General features: G+C 54.1%; 22 protein-coding genes and 1 tRNA gene. 13 read left to right on the top strand and 10 right to left on the bottom strand.

Annotation, left to right across the window (positions count from 1 at the left end; genetic code table 11):
- Nucleotides 1-197 precede the first annotated feature (197 nt).
- From dndC to dndE, 5 genes are all read left to right on the top strand, one after another.
- Entirely contained in the window at nucleotides 198-1862 is a 1665-nt protein-coding gene (dndC, locus tag LEP6406_RS0208730; RefSeq protein ID WP_008318086.1) for a DNA phosphorothioation system sulfurtransferase DndC, read from the top strand.
- Between the two features lie 135 nt (nucleotides 1863-1997).
- Nucleotides 1998-2318 carry a nucleotidyltransferase domain-containing protein gene (locus tag LEP6406_RS0208725; RefSeq protein ID WP_008318084.1) on the top strand — a complete coding sequence of 107 codons (321 nt, stop codon included), beginning with the start codon at nucleotides 1998-2000 and terminating at the stop codon, nucleotides 2316-2318.
- Nucleotides 2315-2722 (top strand): HEPN domain-containing protein, encoded by a 408-nt coding sequence (locus tag LEP6406_RS27190; RefSeq protein WP_008318083.1) that lies wholly within the window; start codon nucleotides 2315-2317, stop codon nucleotides 2720-2722. The genes LEP6406_RS0208725 and LEP6406_RS27190 overlap by 4 nt, the downstream gene beginning before the upstream one ends.
- Entirely contained in the window at nucleotides 2719-4689 is a 1971-nt protein-coding gene (dndD, locus tag LEP6406_RS0208715; RefSeq protein WP_008318081.1) for a DNA sulfur modification protein DndD, read from the top strand. Before LEP6406_RS27190 ends, dndD begins: the two co-directional genes overlap by 4 nt.
- Nucleotides 4690-4848: 159 nt before the next feature.
- A complete protein-coding gene (gene dndE, locus LEP6406_RS0208710; protein ID WP_008318080.1) occupies nucleotides 4849-5238 on the top strand; it encodes a DNA sulfur modification protein DndE in 390 nt (129 codons plus the stop codon).
- On the opposite strand, the gene LEP6406_RS0208705 is transcribed toward dndE, so the two are convergent.
- The 5 genes from LEP6406_RS0208705 to LEP6406_RS32775 all read right to left on the bottom strand — a co-directional run bounded on the left by LEP6406_RS0208705 (nucleotide 5228) and on the right by LEP6406_RS32775 (nucleotide 8583).
- Nucleotides 5228-6430 carry a phosphoadenosine phosphosulfate reductase domain-containing protein gene (locus LEP6406_RS0208705; RefSeq protein WP_008318077.1) on the bottom strand — a complete coding sequence of 401 codons (1203 nt, stop codon included), beginning with the start codon at nucleotides 6428-6430 and terminating at the stop codon, nucleotides 5228-5230. The two genes, dndE and LEP6406_RS0208705, sit on opposite strands and share 11 nt — an antisense overlap.
- 105 nt (nucleotides 6431-6535) lie before the next feature.
- Nucleotides 6536-7159, bottom strand: coding sequence for a hypothetical protein (locus tag LEP6406_RS0208700; RefSeq protein ID WP_008318075.1), 624 nt, complete (start codon nucleotides 7157-7159; stop codon nucleotides 6536-6538).
- Between the two features lie 141 nt (nucleotides 7160-7300).
- Nucleotides 7301-7374 (bottom strand) — tRNA-Pro (locus tag LEP6406_RS0208695).
- A 94-nt stretch (nucleotides 7375-7468) separates the two neighbouring features.
- Nucleotides 7469-7720 (bottom strand): hypothetical protein, encoded by a 252-nt coding sequence (locus tag LEP6406_RS32780; RefSeq protein ID WP_155834662.1) that lies wholly within the window; start codon nucleotides 7718-7720, stop codon nucleotides 7469-7471.
- Nucleotides 7721-7890: 170 nt separating this feature from the next.
- On the bottom strand, nucleotides 7891-8583 hold the full coding sequence (locus LEP6406_RS32775; protein WP_155834661.1) for a hypothetical protein: 693 nt from the start codon (nucleotides 8581-8583) through the stop codon (nucleotides 7891-7893).
- 522 nt (nucleotides 8584-9105) lie between these two features.
- Here LEP6406_RS32775 and gshB point away from each other — a divergent pair.
- The 3 genes from gshB (at nucleotide 9106) to LEP6406_RS27180 (ending at nucleotide 11343) form a co-directional block, all read left to right on the top strand.
- Nucleotides 9106-10083 (top strand): glutathione synthase, encoded by a 978-nt coding sequence (gshB, locus tag LEP6406_RS0208675; RefSeq protein WP_008318068.1) that lies wholly within the window; start codon nucleotides 9106-9108, stop codon nucleotides 10081-10083.
- A 362-nt stretch (nucleotides 10084-10445) separates the two neighbouring features.
- Nucleotides 10446-10664, top strand: coding sequence for a hypothetical protein (locus tag LEP6406_RS0208670; protein ID WP_008318065.1), 219 nt, complete (start codon nucleotides 10446-10448; stop codon nucleotides 10662-10664).
- Between the two features lie 7 nt (nucleotides 10665-10671).
- Nucleotides 10672-11343 carry a GvpL/GvpF family gas vesicle protein gene (locus LEP6406_RS27180; RefSeq protein ID WP_008318063.1) on the top strand — a complete coding sequence of 224 codons (672 nt, stop codon included), beginning with the start codon at nucleotides 10672-10674 and terminating at the stop codon, nucleotides 11341-11343.
- Here LEP6406_RS27180 and LEP6406_RS0208660 read toward each other — a convergent pair.
- On the bottom strand, nucleotides 11340-13199 hold the full coding sequence (locus LEP6406_RS0208660; RefSeq protein ID WP_027268975.1) for an ArsA family ATPase: 1860 nt from the start codon (nucleotides 13197-13199) through the stop codon (nucleotides 11340-11342). The two genes, LEP6406_RS27180 and LEP6406_RS0208660, sit on opposite strands and share 4 nt — an antisense overlap.
- 183 nt (nucleotides 13200-13382) lie before the next feature.
- On the opposite strand from LEP6406_RS0208660, the gene LEP6406_RS0208655 reads away from it, so the two are divergent.
- On the top strand, nucleotides 13383-13658 hold the full coding sequence (locus LEP6406_RS0208655; protein WP_008318057.1) for an acylphosphatase: 276 nt from the start codon (nucleotides 13383-13385) through the stop codon (nucleotides 13656-13658).
- 163 nt (nucleotides 13659-13821) lie between these two features.
- On the opposite strand, the gene LEP6406_RS0208650 is transcribed toward LEP6406_RS0208655, so the two are convergent.
- The 3 genes from LEP6406_RS0208650 to LEP6406_RS0208640 are packed head-to-tail and all read right to left on the bottom strand — an operon-like array spanning nucleotide 13822 to nucleotide 16888.
- On the bottom strand, nucleotides 13822-14469 hold the full coding sequence (locus LEP6406_RS0208650; RefSeq protein ID WP_008318055.1) for a DUF4276 family protein: 648 nt from the start codon (nucleotides 14467-14469) through the stop codon (nucleotides 13822-13824).
- Entirely contained in the window at nucleotides 14466-15977 is a 1512-nt protein-coding gene (locus LEP6406_RS0208645) for an AAA family ATPase (protein ID WP_008318053.1), read from the bottom strand. Before LEP6406_RS0208645 ends, LEP6406_RS0208650 begins: the two co-directional genes overlap by 4 nt.
- 26 nt (nucleotides 15978-16003) lie before the next feature.
- Nucleotides 16004-16888: a Uma2 family endonuclease gene (locus LEP6406_RS0208640; protein WP_008318050.1), complete on the bottom strand. Its 885-nt coding sequence runs from the start codon at nucleotides 16886-16888 to the stop codon at nucleotides 16004-16006.
- Between the two features lie 600 nt (nucleotides 16889-17488).
- On the opposite strand from LEP6406_RS0208640, the gene LEP6406_RS0208635 reads away from it, so the two are divergent.
- From LEP6406_RS0208635 to ureC, 4 genes are all read left to right on the top strand, one after another.
- Entirely contained in the window at nucleotides 17489-17731 is a 243-nt protein-coding gene (locus tag LEP6406_RS0208635; protein ID WP_008318048.1) for a hypothetical protein, read from the top strand.
- A gap of 583 nt (nucleotides 17732-18314) precedes the next feature.
- Nucleotides 18315-18515, top strand: a complete 201-nt coding sequence (locus LEP6406_RS0208630; protein WP_008318046.1) for a DUF433 domain-containing protein — start codon at nucleotides 18315-18317, stop codon at nucleotides 18513-18515.
- 146 nt (nucleotides 18516-18661) lie between these two features.
- Nucleotides 18662-19204 (top strand): Uma2 family endonuclease, encoded by a 543-nt coding sequence (locus LEP6406_RS0208625; protein WP_027268974.1) that lies wholly within the window; start codon nucleotides 18662-18664, stop codon nucleotides 19202-19204.
- 309 nt (nucleotides 19205-19513) lie between these two features.
- Nucleotides 19514-21223: an urease subunit alpha gene (gene ureC / locus LEP6406_RS0208620; RefSeq protein WP_008318039.1), complete on the top strand. Its 1710-nt coding sequence runs from the start codon at nucleotides 19514-19516 to the stop codon at nucleotides 21221-21223.
- An 803-nt stretch (nucleotides 21224-22026) separates the two neighbouring features.
- Here ureC and LEP6406_RS27175 read toward each other — a convergent pair.
- A complete protein-coding gene (locus LEP6406_RS27175) occupies nucleotides 22027-22497 on the bottom strand; it encodes a helix-turn-helix domain-containing protein (protein WP_036029807.1) in 471 nt (156 codons plus the stop codon).
- Nucleotides 22498-22833 lie beyond the last annotated feature (336 nt).

Below are 22833 nucleotides of genomic sequence, written 5' to 3'. Positions count from 1 at the left end.
ACATCGCAAAAACTTTGCTGAGGTCAACGAATGGAGTAAGCCCCAGCCAACAAGCAACCCTGGGGAGTACATTAGTGTTCTTTTTCGGCATATTTTGCTCGATTAGCTTAAGAGTTCGTTGCAACACAACGAATTTCGCTGGCGTCGTTGAACAATGGTCTATTACAGCCAGCCCTGGTGAAGTGTGAGGATGATCAATGGTCATGATAGACGAGGCCCAAAAGCCTCAAGGTCAGCGTACCGTTCCTGAACTAATTGAAGACATCAAGACACTGAAGGCTGAGATTCAGGAGCTTTACTGCTTAGACTCAATTCCTTGGGTGGTTGGTTATTCAGGGGGCAAAGATAGTACCTGTGTTCTACAACTCATTTGGAATGCTGTAGCTGAGTTGCCAGAAGACAAGCGAACTAAGCCAATCCACGTTCTAACAACCGATACTTTGGTCGAAAACCCAATCGTGGCGGCCTGGATGCGCCAGTCTCTTGACCGAATGGGTTTAGTTGCCAAAGAGCAAAATCTGCCCTTTGTTCCGCGTCTTTTGCAGCCAGAGGTCAAAGACACCTTTTGGGTAAACCTGATTGGTAAAGGTTATCCAGCCCCAAGGCACATGTTCCGCTGGTGTACTGAACGACTCAAGATTTGGCCTTCTAATCGCTACATCCAAAACGTAGTTCGGGTCAAAGGCGAAGTAATTGTAGTTCTAGGCACCCGTAAAGCCGAGAGCGCCCGTCGAGCTGGTGTCATGAATGATCATGAGGTTGGCACAGTTAGCGATCGACTAAATAGATCTGAAAATCTCAAAAGTTCTCTTTTATACAGGGGACAGTTACCTAACTCCTTGGTTTATAGCCCATTAGCAAACTGGCGGGATGATGAGGTCTGGCTTTACCTAATGCAATTCCCTAATCCTTGGGGACATAGCAATAAGGACTTATTCACTCTGTATCGGGGAGCAACGGAAGATAACGAATGTCCATTTGTGATTGATACCTCTACCCCTAGTTGTGGGGATTCGCGCTTTGGCTGTTGGGTCTGTACCCTGGTCAGCGAAGATAAGTCGATGTCTGCAATGATCCAGAATGATGATGAGAAAGCCTGGATGCAGCCATTACTTGATCTGCGTAATGAACTGGATGTCTATGATGACCATGATCGACGTGATTTCCGACGTATGACGGGTAAAGTTCAGCTTTTTGAGCGCCGCAAAGACAATGAGACTCAAATTGTTCCAATTCCTGGCCCTTATACTCGCTATTGGCGTGAAGAATGGCTAAGACGGCTACTCCAAGCTCAGATAAATGCGAAAGAAAATGCTCCCGAAGAAATGCGAGATATTGAGCTAATTAGTCTCCAAGAACTTAGCGAAATTCGCCGTATTTGGCGCGAAGAGAAACATGAATTCGATGATTCTCTCCCCTCTATCTACCACGAAGTCACTAACCAAAAATTCCAAGACCCCCGCCCCCCCGCCGATACCACCATCCTCGGCCCCGACGAATGGGCCATCTTGTCCACCCTCTGCGACGAAGACCCCATGTATCTCGAACTCGTCACCAAACTCCTCGACACCGAGCGCAAATACTACACCATGAGCCGCCGCATGGGTGTCTACAAAGCCCTCGAATCCTGCTTCGAGACCAGCGCCCTACCCAAAACCGTCGCCATCCAACAAGCGGAAGCCATCCGCGACATGAAACAAGCCCAAGGGGTTGCCCCCAACCCCAAAAGCCAGCCAGCCGAAACGCAAAAACCCAAAAAAAACAAAGCCGACGAGCAAAACAACGGCAGCATCGATGTTGCCGCCTTTCAAACTGCCTGGAGCCGCCTCAAATTCGGCCAATCCCCGGCTGAAACTGAGTAAGATTAAACTGGGCAGCCCAACTCAATCGAGTATTGATGTTCTTGTCGCTCAACTCATCTTTCCCGCCGCCGCAAGGAGATGTATGGCGACCTTGGCCGATAATTATTCTGAGCTATCAATGGGATTGAATTAACGATGATGTCTCCCCGCGATCGCACCATTCTCAACGAGTTTTCAGATCAAGTGCGTCAAAAATTTCCAGACGCTCAAATCTGGGCCTTTGGTTCACGAGCCAGAGGCGATGCCAAACCTGACTCCGATTTCGATATTTGCGTTGTTGTAGAAACGCTAAATGATGCAACCTGGAATGTCATTAGTCATATCGCTTGGTCTGTCGGCTTTGAACACGAGGTTCTGATTACGACGATCAAATATTCCCGCCAGAAGTTTGAGCAGAGTCCTTGTTCTGCGAGTCCCCTTGTTCGAAATATCTTGAGAGAAGGAATTGCCGCATGAGCCAACCAGAGGATATTCAAATTCTGGTTGCAGACCGACTACAACAGTCACAGGATGCTGTGTCTGAGGGACGTTTACTTATGCAATCAAAATTCTACAAAGGTGCCATCAATCGATTTTATTACGCAATGTTTTATGCCGTTCTGGCGCTTTTGGTGGCGCGACAACTAGAAACATCGAAACACAAGGGTGTCATATCTTTATTTGACCGTGACTTTGTTAAACCCGGCATTTTCAACAAAGAAATGTCTGTCTGGCTACACAGTAGTTTCGAGCTACGGCTAACCGCAGACTATGCTGAACTGACCGATATTTCAGCGGCGCAAGCTGAAGAATGCTACAGCCAAGCAAGCGAATTCCTTCAGCGAGTGAGAGATTTTTTAACCAACTCAGAGCGATCGTGATTCTCCAAGAACTCATCCTACAAAATTTCGGCCCCTACCACGGAAGTCACCGCCTCGATCTGCGCCCCACCCCGGAACAGCCCATCATCCTCATTGGGGGCCTCAACGGTGGCGGCAAAACCACCCTGATGGATGCCCTCCGCCTGGTGCTGTATGGTCAGCGTGCCCCCATCGATCGCCGCCGTAATCTGGCCTACGCCGACTTCCTCGCCCAATGCGTCAACACCCAAGCCTCCCCCGAAGCCGAAGCCGCGATCGCCCTTGAATTCGAGCGGGTACTCCACATCAGCGGTATCGAAAAACTCGGCAAAATCCGCATCATCCGCACCTGGCGACGGGGCACCAAAGACACCCTCACCGTTGACCTCGACGGCTGGCCCAACGAAATCCTGACCCAAACCTGGGATGAACAGGTTGAAGACTGGCTCCCCGTCGGTTTATCGAACCTGTTTCTCTTTGATGGCGAACAAGTCAAAGCCCTCGCCGAACAAGAAACCCCACCCCCCAATGTCATCAGCGCCATTCGCGCCGTATTGGGGCTAGAACTGGTGGATCGCCTCGCCCATGACCTCACCATTCTCGTCAGTCGCAAAAAAGCCGAACTCGGCGACGAAGCTACTCAACAAGCCTTCCAAGCCCTCAGCCGCCAAATCGAACAAGTCGAAACCGAATTGCCAGCAGCAGCAGCCACCCTAGCAGACCGTGAAGCGGCATTCGCTGTCGCCGCAACCGAACTGCAAGTCGCCGAAGATAACTTCTTCGCCAGCGGGGGCCACATCACCGAACAGGCCGCATCGCTCAAGGCGCAGTTAAAGACCCAGCAAACCGAAATCAAAGTCCAAACCCAGGTGCTTCAAGACCTGGCTGCTTCGACCCTGCCCCTGGCCCTCGTCCAAGATCTGCTGACCCAGGCCGCTGAGCAGGGACAGCACGAACAGGCCCAGCAAAAAGCCGTCATTGCCCGCGATGCCCTCACCGAGCGGGATCAGCGCCTGCTCGCAGTCCTGAACCAGCTCCAGCTCAAACCCACCCAGAAGCAGACGATTCAAGCCTTTCTTGCCCAAGAGACGGCAGCCCTCAGCGCCAACGCCAGCGGCGAGGCATGGCTGCAAGCGTCTGATGATGCGTTAACCCAGCTCCATCACCTCCTGCACCACCAACTCGCCGCCGAACAGCAACTGGCTCAATCCCATCTCACCCAGATTCAAACGCTCACCACTGTCGTTGATGCCCTGGAGACCAAACTCGCCAAAGCCGCTTCCCCCGAAGACTACGATCGCCTCAAGTCCGACCGCGATCGCGCTTGCCTGCATCGCGACGAGTGCCAATTTACCTTAGAACTCCATCGCCGCCATTATGCTGAGTTGGAACGCGATCGCCAGACCCTCAGAAAAAAACTTGCGGACTATGGTTCCCAAGCGATCGATGCCAGTAAAGACAATGCCCTGCTAGCCACCGCTCCCCGCGTCCAGCAAACCCTCATCCATTTCCGCCAACGCCTGACTGAAAAGAAGTTGGGCCAATTGGAGCAAGCCATCACCCAGTACTTTTTACTGCTGCTCCACAAATCTGGCTTGGTGCATCGGGTCATGGTCGATGCTGTAACCTTCCGCCTTGACCTGTATGACACCGACGGCGATCCCCTGCCCATCCAACGCCTCTCTGCGGGCGAAAAACAGCTACTCGCGATCGCTTTCCTCTGGGGGCTGGCCAGGGTTTCGGGCCGACAACTGCCTGTGGCGATCGATACCCCCCTCGGTCGCCTCGACTCCGCCCACCGCCGCCACCTGGTCGATCGCTACTTTCCCCAGGCCAGCCACCAAGTTATTCTGCTCTCCACCGATACCGAAATTCGCGCCGAAGAGGTGGAGCGGTTGAGGGAGCAAGGGGCGATCGCCCGTGAATACTTGTTGGAATACGATCCTGCTCATAGACAAACCACCGTGAAAGAGGGCTATTTCTGTTGAAGCATCCCCTTCCCATTAACCTGCCCCAATCAACTCTGGCTGACTTTTGCCAGCGCCATCATATCCGCAGATTATCCCTCTTTCCCAAAGCTTTATGCAATGCAGGAGCCAGGATGATCTAGACCCAGGCTCAATAACCCTTAAATCCCACTACCACCCATGCAGTCCCCAGTCGATCGCATCAAATTCTCCCAAGCCGCCAAAGACCAGCTCATCAAGCTCAAGCGCGTCACCAAAATTCCCACCTGGAACGTGTTGTGCCGCTGGGCACTCTGCCGCTCCTTGGCCGAGCCCTCCATCCCCTCACCAGTGCCCATCCCCGCCGATAGCAATCTAGAAATGACTTGGCAAGTGTTTGGGGGGGCGATCGCTGATCAGTTGCTCATTGCCCTTAAGCAGCGCTGCCATCAAGACAATCTAGGCACAGACACAGAAACCCTTGCTACCCAGCTACGGTTGCACCTGCACCGGGGTATCGGATATCTAGCAGGCGATCTAAACCTAAAATCCATTGAAGATTTTTGCAAACTCGCATTGTCTAAGGACTAAAGAGTAACGGCTGTACGCTACCATCTGCCAAAATCTCTGGCAGCCACTCATCGCCCCGGTGTTCGGTGCCGTCCCACTTGTCCGGCCAAGTCTCAGCGGCAATCAGCTCCCGAATCCGGGTCAGTTCTTCGCCGTCGATCAGGCAAATCTCCGGCTGTCCAGCTAAAACAGCCCCGGTATTGACCTCCGATTCAATGCGCAGAATTTCCCCCAGCATCCACCGCCGCGTGTCTAAGGTCAGCGGTCCCAGGCGACCCTGCTTTGCAGCTAAAGATCCATCCTTTTTGACTTCTCCATGTTTTCGCAGCCGGTATTGGGGCTTCTTCACCTCGCGATACAGGGGGCGCAACTGGCGCAATGGCGCTAAATACGCCCATTTCGGATTTGCCAAGACCCGCTCCAGAGCCGCATCTTCCTGCACCAGCGGGCACCCAATACAGCCTGTCCGCGCATTCATCGGCTCCGTTTCCCCCAGGTCATCCTGCGGGTCATGGCCATAGACCTCGGCAACCTCAAAGGTGGGGAAACCCAGCTCAATATCCGCCTGCACCAGCCAGTCCCACACATGGCACACCCGCCAGTGCAGCAATGGGGCCAGGGTATCGGCCACGGCTGTCGAGGTAGTCTGCTGAAACCAGCCCTGGCCACACTCGCCCCCATCCTTTGTACAGCTCAGGGCAATGCGTTGGTCACGGGCGGCGCTTTCGCCAATGCGCACCCCCGTCAGCATCAAAAACTTTTCCCCCCGCTCTTGGCGCAGGGTTTCCAGTTCCCGTTCCATGCTCATTACTTTCAACTTGGGGGTACACCAGCGGAAGGTGTTGGATGGTGGCGGTACCCCCCGCCCCAGCATATAGACGAAGTAGCGATGGTCAAGCTTGGGCAGGACGACACGGGTGTCAAAGCCGCGCTCCTTGAGGTTGTCCAACAGTGCCATGGCGGCATTGTGCAGCGGCGGCAACTCCTGGCGGGTGTCGGCATAAAGTACAGTGACGCTCTCGGGTCGAGGTACCAGCCCCCGCTCGATCAAATCGGCAACTAATGTAACAGTGGCGGTCGAATCTTTGCCGCCCGAGAACGCGATCGCCCAATGCTTATACAAAGAACCATAGTGGCGCAACGACTCAGCCGATAGCTCAATGCTGCGGTCGAGGGAGAGGCGGTCATTCTCAAATAGGCTGAGCGTTCTCATTCAAGCCAAGCATCACAGCGGCAAACTCTGGGTAGCGCCATTCTAACGGCAAAGGAGTAGCCAAACGCTAGATATAGGACTTTCTTTAGATAACGACCTCCGTCCTTATCTGCTACTGGTGGGATTAGCCACTGAGGCCCAAGGGTGTTGGCGCGTCGGTGTCCCCTGTTCGGTAAATGTCCAGATAGCGCGCTTGTGCTGAGGGCCATAGCTGATGTGGATGGGGCGATCTACCCCATAAAAATAGAGCGAGTCGAAGGGCAAGCCCTGGGCTAAAATCCAGGCCACCAGTTCATCGCTGGGCAGATCGAGGATTCTGAAATCGCAGGCAGCCCCCAATCGATCGCAGTAGTACCGCCCATTCCGATTCACCTCATGGGCCATGTGTTGATCCAGGCTGGGGCTAGCGATACCATGCTTTTTTCCCGTCACCGGGTCTTTCTTCGCCAGCCACCGCTTCAGATCGGTGGAGCAAAAGCCGTAGGTGAGCTGAACGAGATCGCGCCCAAACTCATCAATTACTGGGTCAATGATGTGCCGACACAGCGCCTCAAGCGCTGGCAACGTCTCATCCAAGTTTTTGGGAAACGGGTCAATCTGGTCAGCAAACCGCTGGTAGGTCTGCGTACAAGTGCAGAACTCTGTCAGCGTCAAATACTTCCCCAGCCGTTGCACAGGCACTAGCAATGTCTCCTGGAGCGTGCCGCTACGGGGGGGTATCGTAGTCATCTTGCTACCAATTTCCTACCACTCAGACGGCTAACAGCGTCCAAAAGTAGCCAACCCAAGCCCCTTATTGACAATATATTAGGGTGATCAAAAGGTTGATGCGTCGGCTACAAGGCGCTTCCGCATTAGGCTTTAGAAGAATCGGGATGGCGGGATTCGAACCCACGGCCCCTTCGTCCCGAACGAAGTGCGCTACCAAGCTGCGCTACATCCCGTAGCTTGTCTAGTCTAATCTATCACAGCAGACCCCCATACCCCAATATCAGCCATCTGCCCACCGGGACCGCAATCTCTGTCGCTCAACCACAGCTAGAGTTGCTGGTGCACCCACTCACGGAAGTCGGATTCTGCGGCTACTTCATCCACCCATGCTATTTCCAAGAAGCGGTACAAATCAGCTTTTTCAAGGAAGGGAAAGGTGGGAGTGCGATCGCATTCCCTATAACCCTCCTCCGCCTGACACAGAATCTGCCACTCCCGCCCATTGAACCGCCATAATTCCGGCACCCCCATACAGGCATAAAGTGCATTTTTATTAATGTCTGTAGGGGTGAGATCCACCCAGGAAAGGGATTCACCATGAGGCTGCTCAATAGGTGGACATTCATATAGCGGTTCTCACTCGGGTTAAGTGCAGGCAAGGGGCTTAAGCCCCTTGTTCGCCAAAGTGTCATTAAGTTGAGGTGTACCTCATACATTAGGAAACCGCTATAAGCGACACGCTGGTTTTCTTAATCCCGCGTTTCTCGTAAAGCTGCGTCAATATAATCACGAAGCTCCATATCTGGATTTGTCCCGCCATGGGGAAACAAGCTATCGCCAAAGCGTCCGGAGTCAGTAAAGTCAATTCCCTGAGACGTAGATACCGTATCGACCCATCCTTCAAAGCGACATTGGCTAGGCAGGACACCCTGCCATTCTTCTGCTATTTGAGCGCTATTACAGGCTGCCAATATAAAATAACTTAAATTAGGGGCAACTTGTCTTCCTGCCGCTACTCCTGAACGAATACTTTCAGGGGCAATTAGCCGATCATCAGATGTCCAAATATAGCCTCTTCCATTTCCATGTCCACTCCAGTAAATTCCATAGGCTTGTGGATCAAATATTGCATTACCCAAGTCCTGTGCTGTTCCTTCCAAGTCATAAATGACAGTGAATCCTTGTTCAGCGGCATAAATAACATCGTCCTCAATGAATGGAGCTTCCTCTTCTCTCATTTCTTGATCACTGGTGCTACCGGGAGGGAAGCCAAAGAAAAAGTATAATGTCCTTCCGTTAGGTCTCGATGGCACCAGAGTGTATCTTGTGCCATCTATGACTAAGATATGGTTTCTGCCACTGACGTATTCGCTTCGATCTGGAATTCCGCCAGACTCACCAGACTCATTTGTTGTCGTCTCTCCGCCAAGTCGTTTTGGCATAACGTGGCTAGGTGGAGTAGAGGAGTGACTCTGGGGAAAAATGCTGATGTGGGCAGTACTGAAGTTGGCGGCGTGGGATGTGCGCTGTAGCGTTCTGCCCCCTGCCATACCTGGGACGCTAGCGTCAGGGATCATCGGGCGCTCGCCCCAGGGACGATGGGCGTCGGTGGGGAAGCCAGGGACTAGGGGGCGCGATAGGGATTGCCCATCACGGGGTTGGCAGTGCTCTGCCTGGAGAGCGCTGAGGGGTCGCGATAGGGTTGGGCTAGCCGGAGTTGAGTCTCGTGGGGCGGGGGAATAGCTAGACATAGCAGAGAATTACCCGAGCGACGGTTCGCACCCGTGGGTTAATGATGGCACCCCGTCCAGGGACCGTCCTGGGTAGAGCTGACCTCGCCTCAGTATTTTTTGGGGCTAAAAACTTAGGTAATACCAAATCTGGATAGGCTATCCCCTTTCTCAGTCAATTTGCCAGATCAACCGGGATAATAGGGCTGCACCCTTAATCAGTTCAGGATTCCCGTGGATTTTGCTTTCATCATTGACCCCATTGATCGTCTTGACCCCGGCCATGACACCAGCGTTGCGCTGATGGAGGCCGCCCAAGCCTTGGGCCATAGGGTTTGGATTACCCAGGCTGAAACCTTGGGGGTGGAGGAGGGCAAGGCCATGGGTTGGCTGCAACCGCTGGCACTGGAGCCCGTGACTCTGGGGGAAAATCGCTGGGTGGCGGTGGCGGAGTGGTATCGCTTGGGAGAGGCGGTGTATCAGCCCCTGGAGACGATGGACGCGATTTTCATGCGCACCGACCCCCCGGTGACGGTGCCCTACCTCTATACCACCTATGTGCTGGACTACGTGGATGCGGCTAAAACCTTGGTGGTGAACTCGCCCCAGGGTCTACGGACGGCCAATGAAAAAATGTATGCTCTCCAGTTTGCTGATGCCATTCCTGAAACCATTGTCAGCCGGGATAAGGGGGTGATTCGCTCGGTGGTGGAGCGGTGGGGGCAGGCGGTGTTGAAACCGCTGGGGGGCAAGGCGGGGGAGGGGATTCTGTTTCTCTCGGCGGGTGATCGCAATCTCAATTCCATGGTGGAGATCAGTACAGGCCGAGGCCGCGAACCGGTGATGATCCAAACTTACCTGCCGGAGGCTAAGGCGGGGGACAAGCGGGTGATTGTCTTGCATGGGGAACCTATTGGCGCGGTGAATCGAATCCCCACGGGTAATGAGTTTCGCGGCAATATGGCGGTGGGGGGCCGGGTAGAGGCGGCGGTCGTGACGGAGCGCGATCGCACTATTTGTAGCCAACTGGCCCCGGCCCTGCGACGAGATGGCCTGATCTTTGTGGGCATCGATATTATTGGCGGCTACTTAACGGAGGTGAACGTCACTAGTCCTACAGGCATTCGGGAAATTGACCGCCTAGACGGCGTTACCTTGGGCTTGCAAGTCATGCAATGGGTCTGTGATCATGCACCAAAAGGTTCTGGCTAAGAAATTACCCTGAGCTGCGACCCTCTAACCGCAGGGCGTAAATCAGCTCACTATTGTCGCACCAGCCCAACATTTTCCGGTCCCCTCGCCCCCTGGGAGAGGGCTAGGGCTTCGGCGTGAGCTCAATCGAACGGTGAGGGGCCGAGTGTGCCACGATAGAACGGCCAGGGTATTTCCGCCGCCCATTCCTAATCTGGCCTTGAGCCCATTTACAAGCCCTCCCGTTGTGAGTGAAATCACAGATTTTCTTGGCTTCAGTTACAGGGCAACCTCCGTACAATCACGCTGGCATCCCCTCAGTCATCACCGCAAGTCCTTTCCCCAAGGGGGATACTACAAGCATCGAGTTCCTGCCTTGCCCCATGGTTGCCCCCCTTTGCCTCATCCCCACCGCCGTTTCTGAACTCTTTGCCCGTATTAGTGCAACGGGACAGATCACCCTTGCCGATCGCTTTGGTCTGATGGCCGCCGCCTTTGACGAATCCCTTTCGGTAGAAGAACGGGAAGCGATCGATCGTATCCTGCAAGGGATTCGCCGCCGCCGCTACCAGGTCGTATCAGATATCTCTGCCCTGAGCTAAGCCTGCCTTGATATACGTTTACGGTTTTTGCCCAACCCCGGTCAGCCCCTGGGAACTCCCAGAGGGCATTGCCAACCCCACGACCCTGATAACGGTGGGGGCAGTGGCCGCGATCGCAGAATTGGATCTGGATGTTTCTGGCTTGAAAACCAACGATCAGCAGTTGATGACGGCGGTGCTCAGCCACGATCGTGTTCTTCAGGACCTCTTTGCCCAGACCGACGTGCTGCCACTGCGGTTTGGCACCCAATTTTCTGACCCAACGGCCCTGCGGTCCTATCTAGAGCAGAACGGAGCCCGCCACGGGATGCAACTGGCCCAACTACGGGGCAAAGCTGAATACCGAGTGGAGTTGACCCCCAAGTCTCTAAACCTGCCGCCCCTAGCGACCGAGCTTAAGGGACGGGAGTATTTTGCAGAAAAGAAGCGTCGTCTCCAGGTCCAAGGAGATTACCAGCGGCAGCAGGACCAGGAACTCGCTGCCCTGATTGACTACCTCCAGCGCCACGGCCAGGGCCTGCACCTTGGCACCGCCCAGGATGGCCTAGAGCGCCTGTACTTGCTGGGATCGCGCCAGAGCGAGGCCGTGGATGCAGACTTGGCTGAGGCCGGGATGCTGGCCCCCGGTTGGACTATTCACCGCAGCGTTCCCTTACCCCCCTACCATTTCATTCCCTAGGGTTCCTCGAACAAGAGATGGGCGGCCTCTTCTACCTGCTGCCGGGGGTGGGGGGTTTCTGGTAGGGTGGGCAGTCGCACAATGGTCTGATGGGGAAAGCTGTCTGGGGGCAATTCATAACCAGTGCTATAGCGGTTGTGGACAATGTAGCGCTGGACAACCCCCATCGTCTGTAACGTGGTGCTAAGGCGGGTGGCCTCCGCCAGAATGGCAGATTGAGGCTGCACCACGCCGATAAACTCGGTGTATTGGCCATCGGTGAGACGCTGTTGGGCTTGGAGCACCTGCTTGCGGAGTCCCCGCAGTCGCCCCATCAGCTCTACCCGGCCCACCACGTCCTGATATTTAATCCACAGTTTGAAAATCCAGCCTAGCCAGTCCCCTAGGGCGGTGGGCATGGCGAGAAATCCGAGGAGATGTCCTGTGGGGGCGGTATCCAGAACGATCAGGGTTTCTTTGTCCTGCTCTAGTAATTCCATTACTGTAATCAGGGCCAGCATTTCATCAATGCCCGGTAACGCCTGGGAGACAATCTGCCGCCAGCCCTCAGGACCATAGGCCACTTGCAAACCCCCCAGATCTTCATCGCCTCCCATCATGCTGGCCAGTTCCCAAAGGTAATCTTGGCGAAATTGCTCTAGCATTGCGATCGCATCTACCTCCTGGGCACTGAGGTTTGCCGTCAGGGCCAAGGGGGTATGGCCTAAGTTTTGCTCAAAGGCGTCTCCCAGGGAATGGGCCGGGTCGATGGAGATCACGCGCACGGTAGCTTCAGGGTGGCGGTGGGCCATGGCAGTTGCGATCGCGGCAGCCACCGTGGTTTTTCCCACCCCCCCCTTGCCCCCCACAATTACCAACCGTCTTCCCTCGGTGATAAAGTCACTGCAACCAGGGGGGATAGGGTGAAGGTGGGGGAGCGTAACGGCTATCGGGGCCAAGCTGTGCCAAGTGGCGGCTGGGGCGATCGCTCCCCACAGCTCCCGTAGAGCCTCGACGCCAATGGGTTCCTGCTGCCGCAGAGGCAACCCCAGGACCGGAGTCTGGGGGGCAATGCGGTCAAAGGCCGTCAGGTGATCCAATTGGGTGGGGCTACCCGTGAGACGGTTGATAAGGATGCCCCCCAGGGGAATAGCGAGATTTGCTAGGGCGGCGACAAAGCGCTCCGTTTCGCGCAGACTCAGGGATTCCGCCAATGCCACCACCCAGCAGGCGGTGCGGACAGGATCCTGAAGTTGAGATCGCCCCGAGGCCAAATCCGCCGTCATTTGGGTCAGAAAGCGATCCTCCTCATCTTTGCTGTAGCGGCCCGAGAGCGCCTGCACCATGTAGCGGTGCTTGTCCTGAAATAGAGTCAATGCCTGGAGAAAGGTATCCAAAAAATCCATCAGGCCAAACAGATTGAGGGTATGACCACTGGGAGCCATATCCACCACCACCCGATCCGCCTCCTTGGCCCGGAGAATACGCTGAATTTCCAGCAGGCTCATCAACTCATTCAACCCCGGCCAGTCCATGTCCCACACTGGAGACAGATCATCCCCCTCCACAAAGCTGCCCCGCTCTACCAGGGTTTCCAACACCGCCCCATAGTCGGCCTTAAACATCGCCAAGAGACGGTCCGCATCCAGAGCCCGGAGTTTCAAATTGGCCAAGCTGGGATGCGATCGCGCCTCGTCATCCACCGCCACCCCCAAGACATCCCCCAGGGAATGGGCGGGGTCCGTAGAGAGCAACAGTACCGTCTCCTGGGGATACTCAGCGGCTCGGGTTAGCGCGATCGCACAGGCACTCGTGGTTTTTCCTACCCCCCCCTTACCGCTAATCAAGGTCAGTTGGGTCAGATCGAATACAGCCATAGGCCCCCAGCGAACAACTAATAATGTAGTCAGCGCCCCCAGAGTACCCATTCTCCACAGTTCCAACGGGGGTGCTGAAGCTCCAGATCTCTGATATTCACCAGAGAACTATCCACCCCCCACCTCTGCTCTCCGCCCTATACTCTGAGATGACAGGACAAACTTAGCAACCATGGGGGAGGAATGCAGCGGATTACGATCATCGTCCACGGCATCGTCCAGGGTGTGGGCTATCGCTATCACACCCGCGTTAAAGCCATTCAATTGGGGTTAACGGGGTACGTGCTCAACTGCTGCCCCGAGGGCACCGTGAAAATCGTTGCCGAAGGTCATCCCGAAGCCCTCACCCAACTGCTGAACTGGGCTAAAGAAGGGCCAACCGCTGCCAAAGTCAGCCACACCGACGTGACCTACAGTGACGCCCAAGGAGAATTTCCCTCCTTCAACATTGAGCGTTAATGATTTGGCCTTGATTGATAGTCAGGAATAGAGATTAAATAACGTGGGATAGCCGTCCCGGCTGTCCATGGTCAGGCAAGATGCCTGACCCACAAGAATTGCATGTTAAAGGATCCGGGTTCCTAAGCATTCCCTGGCTCTATCGTTAGGACAATGCTCTAACTCAGAACTGCTGGGTCAACGCCTGCACTTGAGATTCCAAGCGTTGAAATGCGGTCAAAGCACGAAGAAGCTTGAAGTCTACCATCGAGTTTGCAATCCGAATCATGCGGTCGCTAGCCCGCCGGTTGAATTGTTTCAGTCGTCTCCCAGAAGCACCACTAGCCCGCTGGAGCAGGTCCTGGAGCTTGGCTTTTGGATCGGCCAAATTCTCAACCGTTTTCACCGTCGGCAAATCCAAGGGTACAGTCCCCCGAGGGTTATCTGCTGCCTGCCGAATAGCAGCCTCATCCAGTAGCAACCAAGCCTCAGTCATACGTACTGGAATCACCGGAACCAGTTTGGCTGAGAGCGATTCCCGTATATGCTCATTGACAGCATCCCAGGCAGTATGGATTTCTCCATCCCTTTGTTCCCAGCCCTGATTATCTGTATCTCGATGGACAAAGAGAACATCACAAGGGTAGAGGTGCAAGCTCGTTTTTACTTTGTCAGACAAAGATTTCGGCGGTTTTGGTAAACCTGCCAAGTCAGCCCAAGTTGATTGAATTTCATAATCTTCAAAGTGTTGCCGCAGCAACCAGTTTAGAATTGGTATCAATGCCTGGTCTGATGTTCCTTCTGCCAGGAGTGTATATTTTATTTCCCTCATTGGATCTGCTCAGATAAGCCTGGAATGAGTGGGGTTAAATCCTCTCTATCAATCACCCTTCTCTTAGATCTCTGGGTGAATTCTTGAGGAGGAGATGTCGAGACTGGGTTAAGATAAGCCAGCAGAATTCCTCGGGAGAGAGTATTTAAGCATTCAGGCGCGGAGGTTTTTTTCTCGCGCCAAGTATCTGACAAAAATGCGAAGTTGACTCGCTTAAACCGCTTGCCGTTCCGCAAGGTGTCTTTTAGCTCAGCAACAATCAGATCATCGTCAGGGATTTTCTGTACGACAGATGGAGAGTGAGTATTAATAATGACCTGACGTAAGGGGTTATCAGAGCCAACCTCTTCATCGGGATCGCAGGCAATATCTTGAAGTAACTGAAGAATCTTAGGAATACGTTCTGGATGAATGCCATTTTCTGGCTCTTCCAAACACAGAACCCCCTGATTTCGGGTATCAAGTTCTAGGACTGTTAACGCCAAGAACCGGAGGGTGCCATCGGATAGGGCTCTAGCCGGATAAGCGGTTCCCTCTCGATCGGATAGCATTAAGGTCAAAAGCTCTCGGCGATCATCCCGTTCTACCCAGACTTGACCTACATCTGAAATTAGCTCTGATAACCGATTGGCTACTTGGGCATATACCTGCGCAGCCCTCACTTCAGGAGAAGCATTGTTCCCGTTATGAATAGGGGTTCTAGCCAGGTGATAGAGAGTTGCAGCTAAATGGGAGCCATCTGCACTCAAGCTGGTGGGGGTATTGAAGACCTGATCTGGTTTCCGCAAGGCTGAGGGCTCTAGCTGCAACAGTCGCCATGATCTCATTTCTTGTCTAGCGACCAAGGCGGTTGGACTCTCAGCAGCATTCGTGGCCGAAAGCACCGTTCTGGGCAAGCTCGATGCCAATCGGGAAACGGGCTGTCCGCTGCTGCCCCCATCCTGATGTAGCCTAATAACTCGACCTGAATCCTTATCCTCAGTAGAGATAAAGTAGGGAGATCTCCGTTCTCCAGTGATGGCTGTTTTGCGCCAAGTTTTAACGGTGTGGGGAAACAGAAAATGCTTACTAGCTTCTCCTCGGTTAATGTGAATCAGTTCTTCTTTCTGAATTTCGAGGGCACCAAGAGGATGAGAATCTTCATCGGTGCGATAGGTTAAAATTAACGAATATTGCAAAGATGTGATACTTGCATCAGCCTTTTGCCCCAACTCATCAATGGCATCATGGGGCACAATCATTTCTGCCTCGAAGAAAATCTGAGGATCATGATCCTCACCTACTTGATGGAATAGGCTGCGGATATCGCCAGTTTTGCTCTGTTCGTCCCGTACAGAGAGGGCCGCTTCAATGAGTGGCATTTCTGCTAATGCACTGAGAAAACGAATCGCATCAAAGAGGTTTGACTTGCCCACACCATTGGCCCCGGCAATGCAGGTGAAAGGGCCAAAGCGGATATCAACATCGATTAAGTTTTTGAAGCCGGAGACTTTGAGGCGGGTCAACATGGGAGAAAAGTTTGGTGAAGAGGGCGCTATTGCTCCGTTGGCGGTGTGATTTGATTCACGTCTTCAAGGGGCAGGTTCAGCGTGTCAGCAATCTGGGCTGGAGTCATACCCAGAGCTAATAACTTAGGCACAGCAGCTAGACGAGCCTGTTCCGCCTGCTCTGCCCGTTCCCGCTCCTGCTCTGCCCGTACTCGCTCCTGTTCTGCCCGTTCCCGTTCCTGTTCTGCCCGCTCTTGGGCGCGAGCCGTCCGCTCCCGCTCTTCGTTGCGAGCGGCTACGGATTCAGCATAGGTCACTAGACGCTCCCCTGTACGGGGATCATAGAGGCGCAGCGGGCGGGAAATTTGACCATTGACGACCACGCTCAGGGCCGTTAAGTCCGATGGGGGCAGGCACAGATCTAGCCCCAGGGCAGCACTGGCTATGCGCCAACGACCATCGGGCAGTTCCTCTAGGGGCAAGGGCTGGTAGGTGCCGTTAACTAAGGTAAATCCCTTCAGTTGAGGGATGAGGTAGTCGCCAGTGGGATCGTACTGAAAATACTCCTGTATCCCTAAGTGGGCATAGAGTTGGGGCTTGGTGACCTCATCCTGTTTGCGAGTGGTGCGAGAGGTAATTTCCATGACAAAGGCGGGCACCTTACCCCCTTCTTCCCAGGTTTTGTAGATGCGGCGCTGCCGTTTTGTCACCCCGAAAATGACAAAAACATCGGGGGAGACCACGGCGCGGGGATTGCCTTCTTCGTAGTAGATGAAGAGATTGCCCGAAACATAGACTTGGCTGCGGCCTTGGAAGAAGAGGTTCAGGGCTTCGACGCAGTAGGTCAAGTAGTCACGGGTGGGGTCACTCTCGGTCATGGGCTGGCCATCGGACTCGGGGTAATGGACGAGGGTACCGGGGCGATAGGTCATCTTTCAGGTTCCTGAACCCATTGCGGTGATCTTAACCGTAACACCCGCTGTTAGTCGGGCTTGGCTTTCCAGTTCTGCTCTGGAAAGCCCTGATTAGGCAAGGATGGGGAGTGGTAGGGGCGAGCGGTGCTCGCCCTGCCAGGGAGTGGGGGAGTCAAGAGGTTAACGCTGCTCTTACTAGGCGGTACTGGGGGGCGATCGTGCTTTGCATTGAGGGCGATCGCTTCACTTTCTCAGTGCATAACCATCTTTGACTATCTGCTGTGCCGGAAGCAGGATGAACCAAATCGGAACAGTTATACTAGGTGGCAACTAAGGGCCACTGTCATCGTGTTTCGGCCACCTACGCTCATTCATGGATAGTTTATCTGAACTATTGAACTCTAAAGCCTTGTTCCCCAAGGGTTACGGCTTCCTGGAGACTACGTTTACTTAGTCCGAGTGGCCGAAACGATGATTAACGCCCAACTAAGCCAGTAGAGTAGAGGTCTGGAAATCCTTGTGTTGGCGGTTCAGTCTCACCTCCTGAAATCGTTTTAGCCCTCTAGTCAGTGCATTTTACACCTGTGTCAGGCACAGAATACTATCAAGGACTGAAATATGGCCTCTAATGCTTGGTTTTACGAACGCCCAATAAACGAAGCTCTGAATCTTCCGAGAGGAGCTTACTCCCTCAACAATGAGCAGTATGTTCCAGAAGTCACAGATGTAACTGAAGCCGCTCACGCATTGCAGAAGGCTCAACTGAGTGAGGATTTTCATAGCCAATCGCAAATAATGTATGTGGCACAAAAAGAGGGACTAGCGTTTTGTGACTGGCCTGAAATCAAGGTCTTATATTAAATGATATAGTTTCAACGAACATACATAAAAGCTAAGCTTGGGGCTCTCCTGGGATTGCGGGGATAGCGGAAGGAGCTAAACCTTGAAACCCAGGAAGCACAAGGACTTGAAAAAATAAAATGTATTATCAGATACAGTTTCAGTCGCGATCCCAAGAGAGCCCTCTTCCACTACTGTGCAAGAGGGCAATTGCCATCAAAACCTAATTTTAGGTGACTTTATCTAGTGTTGCGAGGACAGTCGTAGGGTGGTATTGCCCACCGCTCAAACTCGCTCCCCCACCTCCAACCACCTCCCCGAACACTCAACATTCTCACATCCCCAAAAGGCATACCGGCTTTGATGGTAGCCATGGCATAGCGTAAACGTCGTACATTCTCCGGCCCAGGGATGGTAGGCCATGCCCACCCTACAAAGAGCTTGTCCAACAAGGGTTATGGATTACTGAGGAGAAGGCTTGCTCAGTCAGAGTGGCCGAAACGATGATTAACGCCCCCGCCAATCACAAAAATTTATAGATGTTTAGTAGAGCAACGGCACCCGCAATTTTGGATGTAAGCCAAACTGCTTTGGAATCTCAGCTATGAATTACAGAGACCACATCACGATCGAACCCAATAAACGTGGTGGCAAGCCTTGCGTACGTGGCTTGCGAATTACAGTTTATGAAGTGCTTGAGTATTTGGCTTCCGAGATGACCGAAACAGAAATTCTCGACGATTTTCCTGATCTGACGCGGGAAGATTTCAAGGCATGTATCGCTTATGAAGCCGACCGTGAGTGAACGAATTTGCTTGTCTTTACTAATTTTTGACACTGTAAAAAATGTGATGGTTGAGTCGAGTCGGTGGCTCTCAGTCGGGGTTGAGTACGTTATTATAATTTAGCTTGATAGAAATGCTTGAAGGGTTTGTTGAGGGGGAGGGTGGTGTGGCTACGACCCTACTACGTTGGACGATCGCTGACTACCACCGCATGATTGCCGTGGGGTTGTTAGGCGATCGCCGTGTCGAGTTACTGAATGGATTGATCCTAGAAATGGCTCCTGAAGGCCCAGACCATGCTGATCTGTCCACGGATGCCGATGAATTGTTTGCGGCTCAAGCACGTGGCCGTTATCGGGTGCGCGTCGCCAAGCCCATCACCATCGCTGAGACAGGTAGTGAGCCCGAACCTGACATTGCCCTGGTGCGACGGCAAGCCTATCGCCAGGGGCATCCAACCCCCGCTGATGTGTTCTTGCTGATCGAGTTTGCCAACTCATCTTTAGAGAAAGACACCGAAGAGAAGCGGCAAGTCTACGCCGCCGCCGGAATTGCGGAATATTGGGTGGCGAATCTCAAGCAGGGCGAACTGATTGTCTATCGAGAGCCCCAGGGCAACGACTATCGGCTTGAGCAACGGTTGCGAGACGGATTCATTGCGCCGCTGGCGTTTCCCGATATCGAAATTGACGTTCGAGACCTTTTGTAGCCAGAGGTTGCTGAAAAATCTTCGTCGTTCTCAAACTTAATTGAACTGCCGCCGGGAATCATTGCGCTGCAGGCAGGCATGGCCCTATCCCACGCAAAATAGTGTTGTGGAGAATAACGCCGCTGTGGATTGAGATAGCCAAAGCAGCCCTGCGGCGTATCGTTACAAAACAAATCGCGGCAACCCCCACTCGCTAGCAGCAAGTCACCGTAGAATAATGCCAACTGTAGGCGATTATGCAGTGGATTGCGTCGATTTTCCCTACAATTGGCCTGTGAACTGCATTTTTGAGCCGCTGAGGAGTGCCCCATGAGCTATCGGATGGATCGACGTGCCTATGGCGAGACCTATGGCCCCACGGTAGGCGATCGCATCCGCCTTGCAGATACAGAGCTGATCATCGAAGTGGAGCAGGACTTCACCACCTACGGGGACGAGGTCAAGTTTGGCGGCGGCAAGGTGATTCGGGACGGCATGGGTCAGTCCCCCATTTCCAGGGCCGAGGGGGCGGTGGATACGGTAATCACCAATGCCCTGATTTTGGACTGGTGGGGCATCGTCAAGGCGGATGTAGGGATTAGGGATGGCCGTATTGTCAAAATTGGCAAGGCGGGCAACCCCTATATTCAAGACAACGTAGACATCATCATTGGCCCCAGCACCGAAGCGATCGCGGGGGAAGGCATGATCCTCACCGCCGGGGGGATCGATACCCACATTCACTTTATTTGTCCTCAGCAGATCGAAACCGCGATCGCATCTGGCGTTACCACCATGCTGGGGGGCGGCACTGGCCCCGCCACCGGCACCAACGCCACCACCTGCACCCCTGGTGCGTGGCACATTGCCCGCATGTTACAGGGGGCCGATGCCTTTCCGTTGAACTTTGGTTTTCTGGGCAAGGGAAATAGCGCCCTGCAACCGGGGCTGATTGAACAGGTCCAGGCTGGGGTAATGGGGCTGAAACTCCATGAAGACTGGGGCACCACCCCAGCGACGATCGACACCTGTCTCAGCGTCGCTGACGACTACGACATACAGGTAGCCATTCACACAGACACCTTGAACGAAGCCGGTTTTGTGGAAGACACCATTGCTGCCTTCAAGGGGCGGGCTATCCACACCTACCACACCGAAGGGGCCGGGGGCGGCCACGCGCCGGATATTATCAAGGTGTGTGGGTTAGCCAATGTCTTGCCTTCATCTACAAACCCGACTCGCCCCTATACAGTGAATACTCTGGAGGAACACCTAGACATGCTGATGGTGTGCCACCACCTCAGCCGTAGTATTCCTGAAGATGTAGCCTTTGCCGAGTCCCGGATTCGCCGAGAAACCATCGCCGCCGAGGATATCCTCCACGACCTAGGGGCCTTCAGCATGATCGCCTCGGACTCCCAGGCTATGGGTCGGGTGGGGGAGGTGATCCTCCGCACCTGGCAGACTGCCCACAAGATGAAGGTGCAGCGGGGGCCATTGCCACAGGACTCTGACCGTAATGACAACTTCCGGGCTAAGCGCTACGTGGCTAAATACACCATTAACCCAGCCCTGACCCACGGCTTTGCCGATCACATTGGTTCCGTAGAGGCGGGGAAGCTAGCGGATCTGTGTCTATGGAAGCCGGCCTTCTTTGGGGTGAAACCAGAAATTGTGATCAAGGGCGGGGCGATCGCCTGGGCGCAAATGGGCGACCCCAATGCCAGTATTCCTACCCCCCAACCCATTCACATGCGTCCCATGTTTGGCAGTTTTGGGGGTGCGATCGCGGCCACCAGCCTCACCTTTGTCTCCCAGGCCGCCGTGGACGCCGGTATTGCTGAGCAGATTGGTCTGCAAAAACCCGTGGCAGCAGTGAAAAACTGTCGCACCATCCGCAAGGCGGATATGAAGCTGAACGATTACCAGCCCCACATGGAGGTTAATCCCGAAACCTACGAGGTGCGCGCCGATGGTGACTTGCTCACCTGTGAGCCCGCCGATGTACTGCCCATGGCCCAGCGCTATTTTCTGTTTTGATATAGCGATCCTGCATGACCTTTGAGTAAGCATCTTGTTCCGTGGGTTAAGCTTCGCTTCACCCACGCTACGAAGGGGTATCAACGTAAGCCGAGACAATATTGCTTCCGAGGAATTTAGGAGTCAGGAGTCAGTACTCTCCTAGATTCTGGCTCCTAACTCCTAACTCCTCCCCACGAGATTTGTCCCGCTTTGAGTTGATACCCCTTAAGTCCATTAAAAATGGACTGGGAGCTGGGCTGGGGATAGGGGGGCGAGTCCGTTTTAACGGACTTCTGCTATGAGCCAGGGCAATTTATTCCCTGGCGGATGGGCAGCGAAGCTTAAGTCGAACTCAGGTTAATACTGGCTGGCAGAAATGGGTATTTCCCCCTGTTCCGCCCGCCCCTGTTCCGCCCGCTTTATGGCCTGCTTGTAGACCTCACAGATGTCCGTCACTTTGGCGGCAAACTCACAGTCGGGGGGCCAGTAGCGGCTCTAGTACCGCAGGGCGTAAATCAGCCCACTATGGTCGCACCAGCCCAACATTTTCCGGTCCCCTCTCCCCGTGGGCTACTGTGTATACATAAGTCTTCGGTTGAGTCTTGTTTAGGGTTTGATCCCCCCAACCCCCCTTTTCAAGGGGGGCAGTCCTATCCAGAATTGGAGTAGCCCCCTTGAAAAGGGGGCGGCGATCGCGGGGGATTCGCCAAAATGTGACTGCTCAGAGAGATGTGTGTACACAGTAACCCCGTGGGAGAGGGCTAGGGTGAGGGGCCGAGTGTTCCACGATGGAACGGCCAGGGTATTTACACCGCACAGTCCTAGTGTGGTTTCAGTTCGGCTTCGGCTAACAATCGCCCCACATGACGTGTACTGATCTGCTCAACAATGCCCTGCTTTACCATCTCGTCGGCCAATTCCCGAGGGCTCCAATGACTGATGGGTCGCCCATATTGCTCAGGAAGTGCACAGGCCAGGGCATGGAGTTGCGTAATTTGTTCCAAGCTAAAGGTGGCAGGAGCACCTGGTCGGGGCGCATCCCGTAGCCGCTCTACCACGGGGAGGCCCTGGGGACTGACCTGGAGCCAGCGATTACGCCACAGTCGGCTCATGCCTTTGCAGATGCCCAACTCCCGCGATATCTGGCCGTGGCTTTCGCCTCGGCTGGCTCGTAGAATGATGTTCGCTCGTAGTGCTATCTGCTGAGCGGTGCTCGGTCGTCTAACCAGTGTCTCCAGTTCTGCCAGCTCTGACGCTGTTAAGGTGATGGGGGCTGCGGCCAGTCTTGGCATGGGGGGGTATCCTTAATTACGCCCTACTCTTTAATGGTAGATCCTTTTCTGCCAACCGATACTAGTACTGGGTGGCAGAAATCCTGTGTCCATTTCTCCTAGACGGTGCATTGCACCCTACGAAACCTCTTTCCTGGTTCCCAGGCTCTGCCTGGGAATCCTCACCGAACTCCTTTCCTGGTTCCCAGGCTCTGCCTGGGAATCCTCACCGAGGCTCTGCCTCGTCGTTAGAAAACGGTAAGGCTATTTAATCGGCCCAGTACTCGTACCGCAGGGCATAAATCAGCCCACTATTGTTGCATCGGCCCAACATTTTCTGGTCCCCTCTCCCAGGGG

The sequence above is a fragment of the Leptolyngbya sp. PCC 6406 genome (assembly GCF_000332095.2).
Classification (GTDB): Bacteria; Cyanobacteriota; Cyanobacteriia; order Phormidesmidales; family Phormidesmidaceae; genus PCC-6406.
This window is presented reverse-complemented; position numbering and strand designations above follow the sequence as displayed.

Coding starts and splice junctions, on each gene's coding strand:
- dndC (WP_008318086.1), top strand. CDS start 198: ATGGTCATGATAGACGAGGCCCAAAAGCCTCAAGGTCAGCGTACCGTT.
- LEP6406_RS0208725 (WP_008318084.1), top strand. CDS start 1,998: ATGATGTCTCCCCGCGATCGCACCATTCTCAACGAGTTTTCAGATCAA.
- LEP6406_RS27190 (WP_008318083.1), top strand. CDS start 2,315: ATGAGCCAACCAGAGGATATTCAAATTCTGGTTGCAGACCGACTACAA.
- dndE (WP_008318080.1), top strand. CDS start 4,849: ATGCAGTCCCCAGTCGATCGCATCAAATTCTCCCAAGCCGCCAAAGAC.
- LEP6406_RS0208705 (WP_008318077.1), bottom strand. CDS start 6,430: ATGAGAACGCTCAGCCTATTTGAGAATGACCGCCTCTCCCTCGACCGC.
- LEP6406_RS0208700 (WP_008318075.1), bottom strand. CDS start 7,159: ATGACTACGATACCCCCCCGTAGCGGCACGCTCCAGGAGACATTGCTA.
- LEP6406_RS32775 (WP_155834661.1), bottom strand. CDS start 8,583: ATGCCAAAACGACTTGGCGGAGAGACGACAACAAATGAGTCTGGTGAG.
- LEP6406_RS0208670 (WP_008318065.1), top strand. CDS start 10,446: ATGGTTGCCCCCCTTTGCCTCATCCCCACCGCCGTTTCTGAACTCTTT.
- LEP6406_RS0208660 (WP_027268975.1), bottom strand. CDS start 13,199: ATGGCTGTATTCGATCTGACCCAACTGACCTTGATTAGCGGTAAGGGG.
- LEP6406_RS0208655 (WP_008318057.1), top strand. CDS start 13,383: ATGCAGCGGATTACGATCATCGTCCACGGCATCGTCCAGGGTGTGGGC.
- LEP6406_RS0208650 (WP_008318055.1), bottom strand. CDS start 14,469: ATGAGGGAAATAAAATATACACTCCTGGCAGAAGGAACATCAGACCAG.
- LEP6406_RS0208645 (WP_008318053.1), bottom strand. CDS start 15,977: ATGTTGACCCGCCTCAAAGTCTCCGGCTTCAAAAACTTAATCGATGTT.
- LEP6406_RS0208640 (WP_008318050.1), bottom strand. CDS start 16,888: ATGACCTATCGCCCCGGTACCCTCGTCCATTACCCCGAGTCCGATGGC.
- LEP6406_RS0208635 (WP_008318048.1), top strand. CDS start 17,489: ATGGCCTCTAATGCTTGGTTTTACGAACGCCCAATAAACGAAGCTCTG.
- LEP6406_RS0208630 (WP_008318046.1), top strand. CDS start 18,315: ATGAATTACAGAGACCACATCACGATCGAACCCAATAAACGTGGTGGC.
- ureC (WP_008318039.1), top strand. CDS start 19,514: ATGAGCTATCGGATGGATCGACGTGCCTATGGCGAGACCTATGGCCCC.
- LEP6406_RS27175 (WP_036029807.1), bottom strand. CDS start 22,497: ATGCCAAGACTGGCCGCAGCCCCCATCACCTTAACAGCGTCAGAGCTG.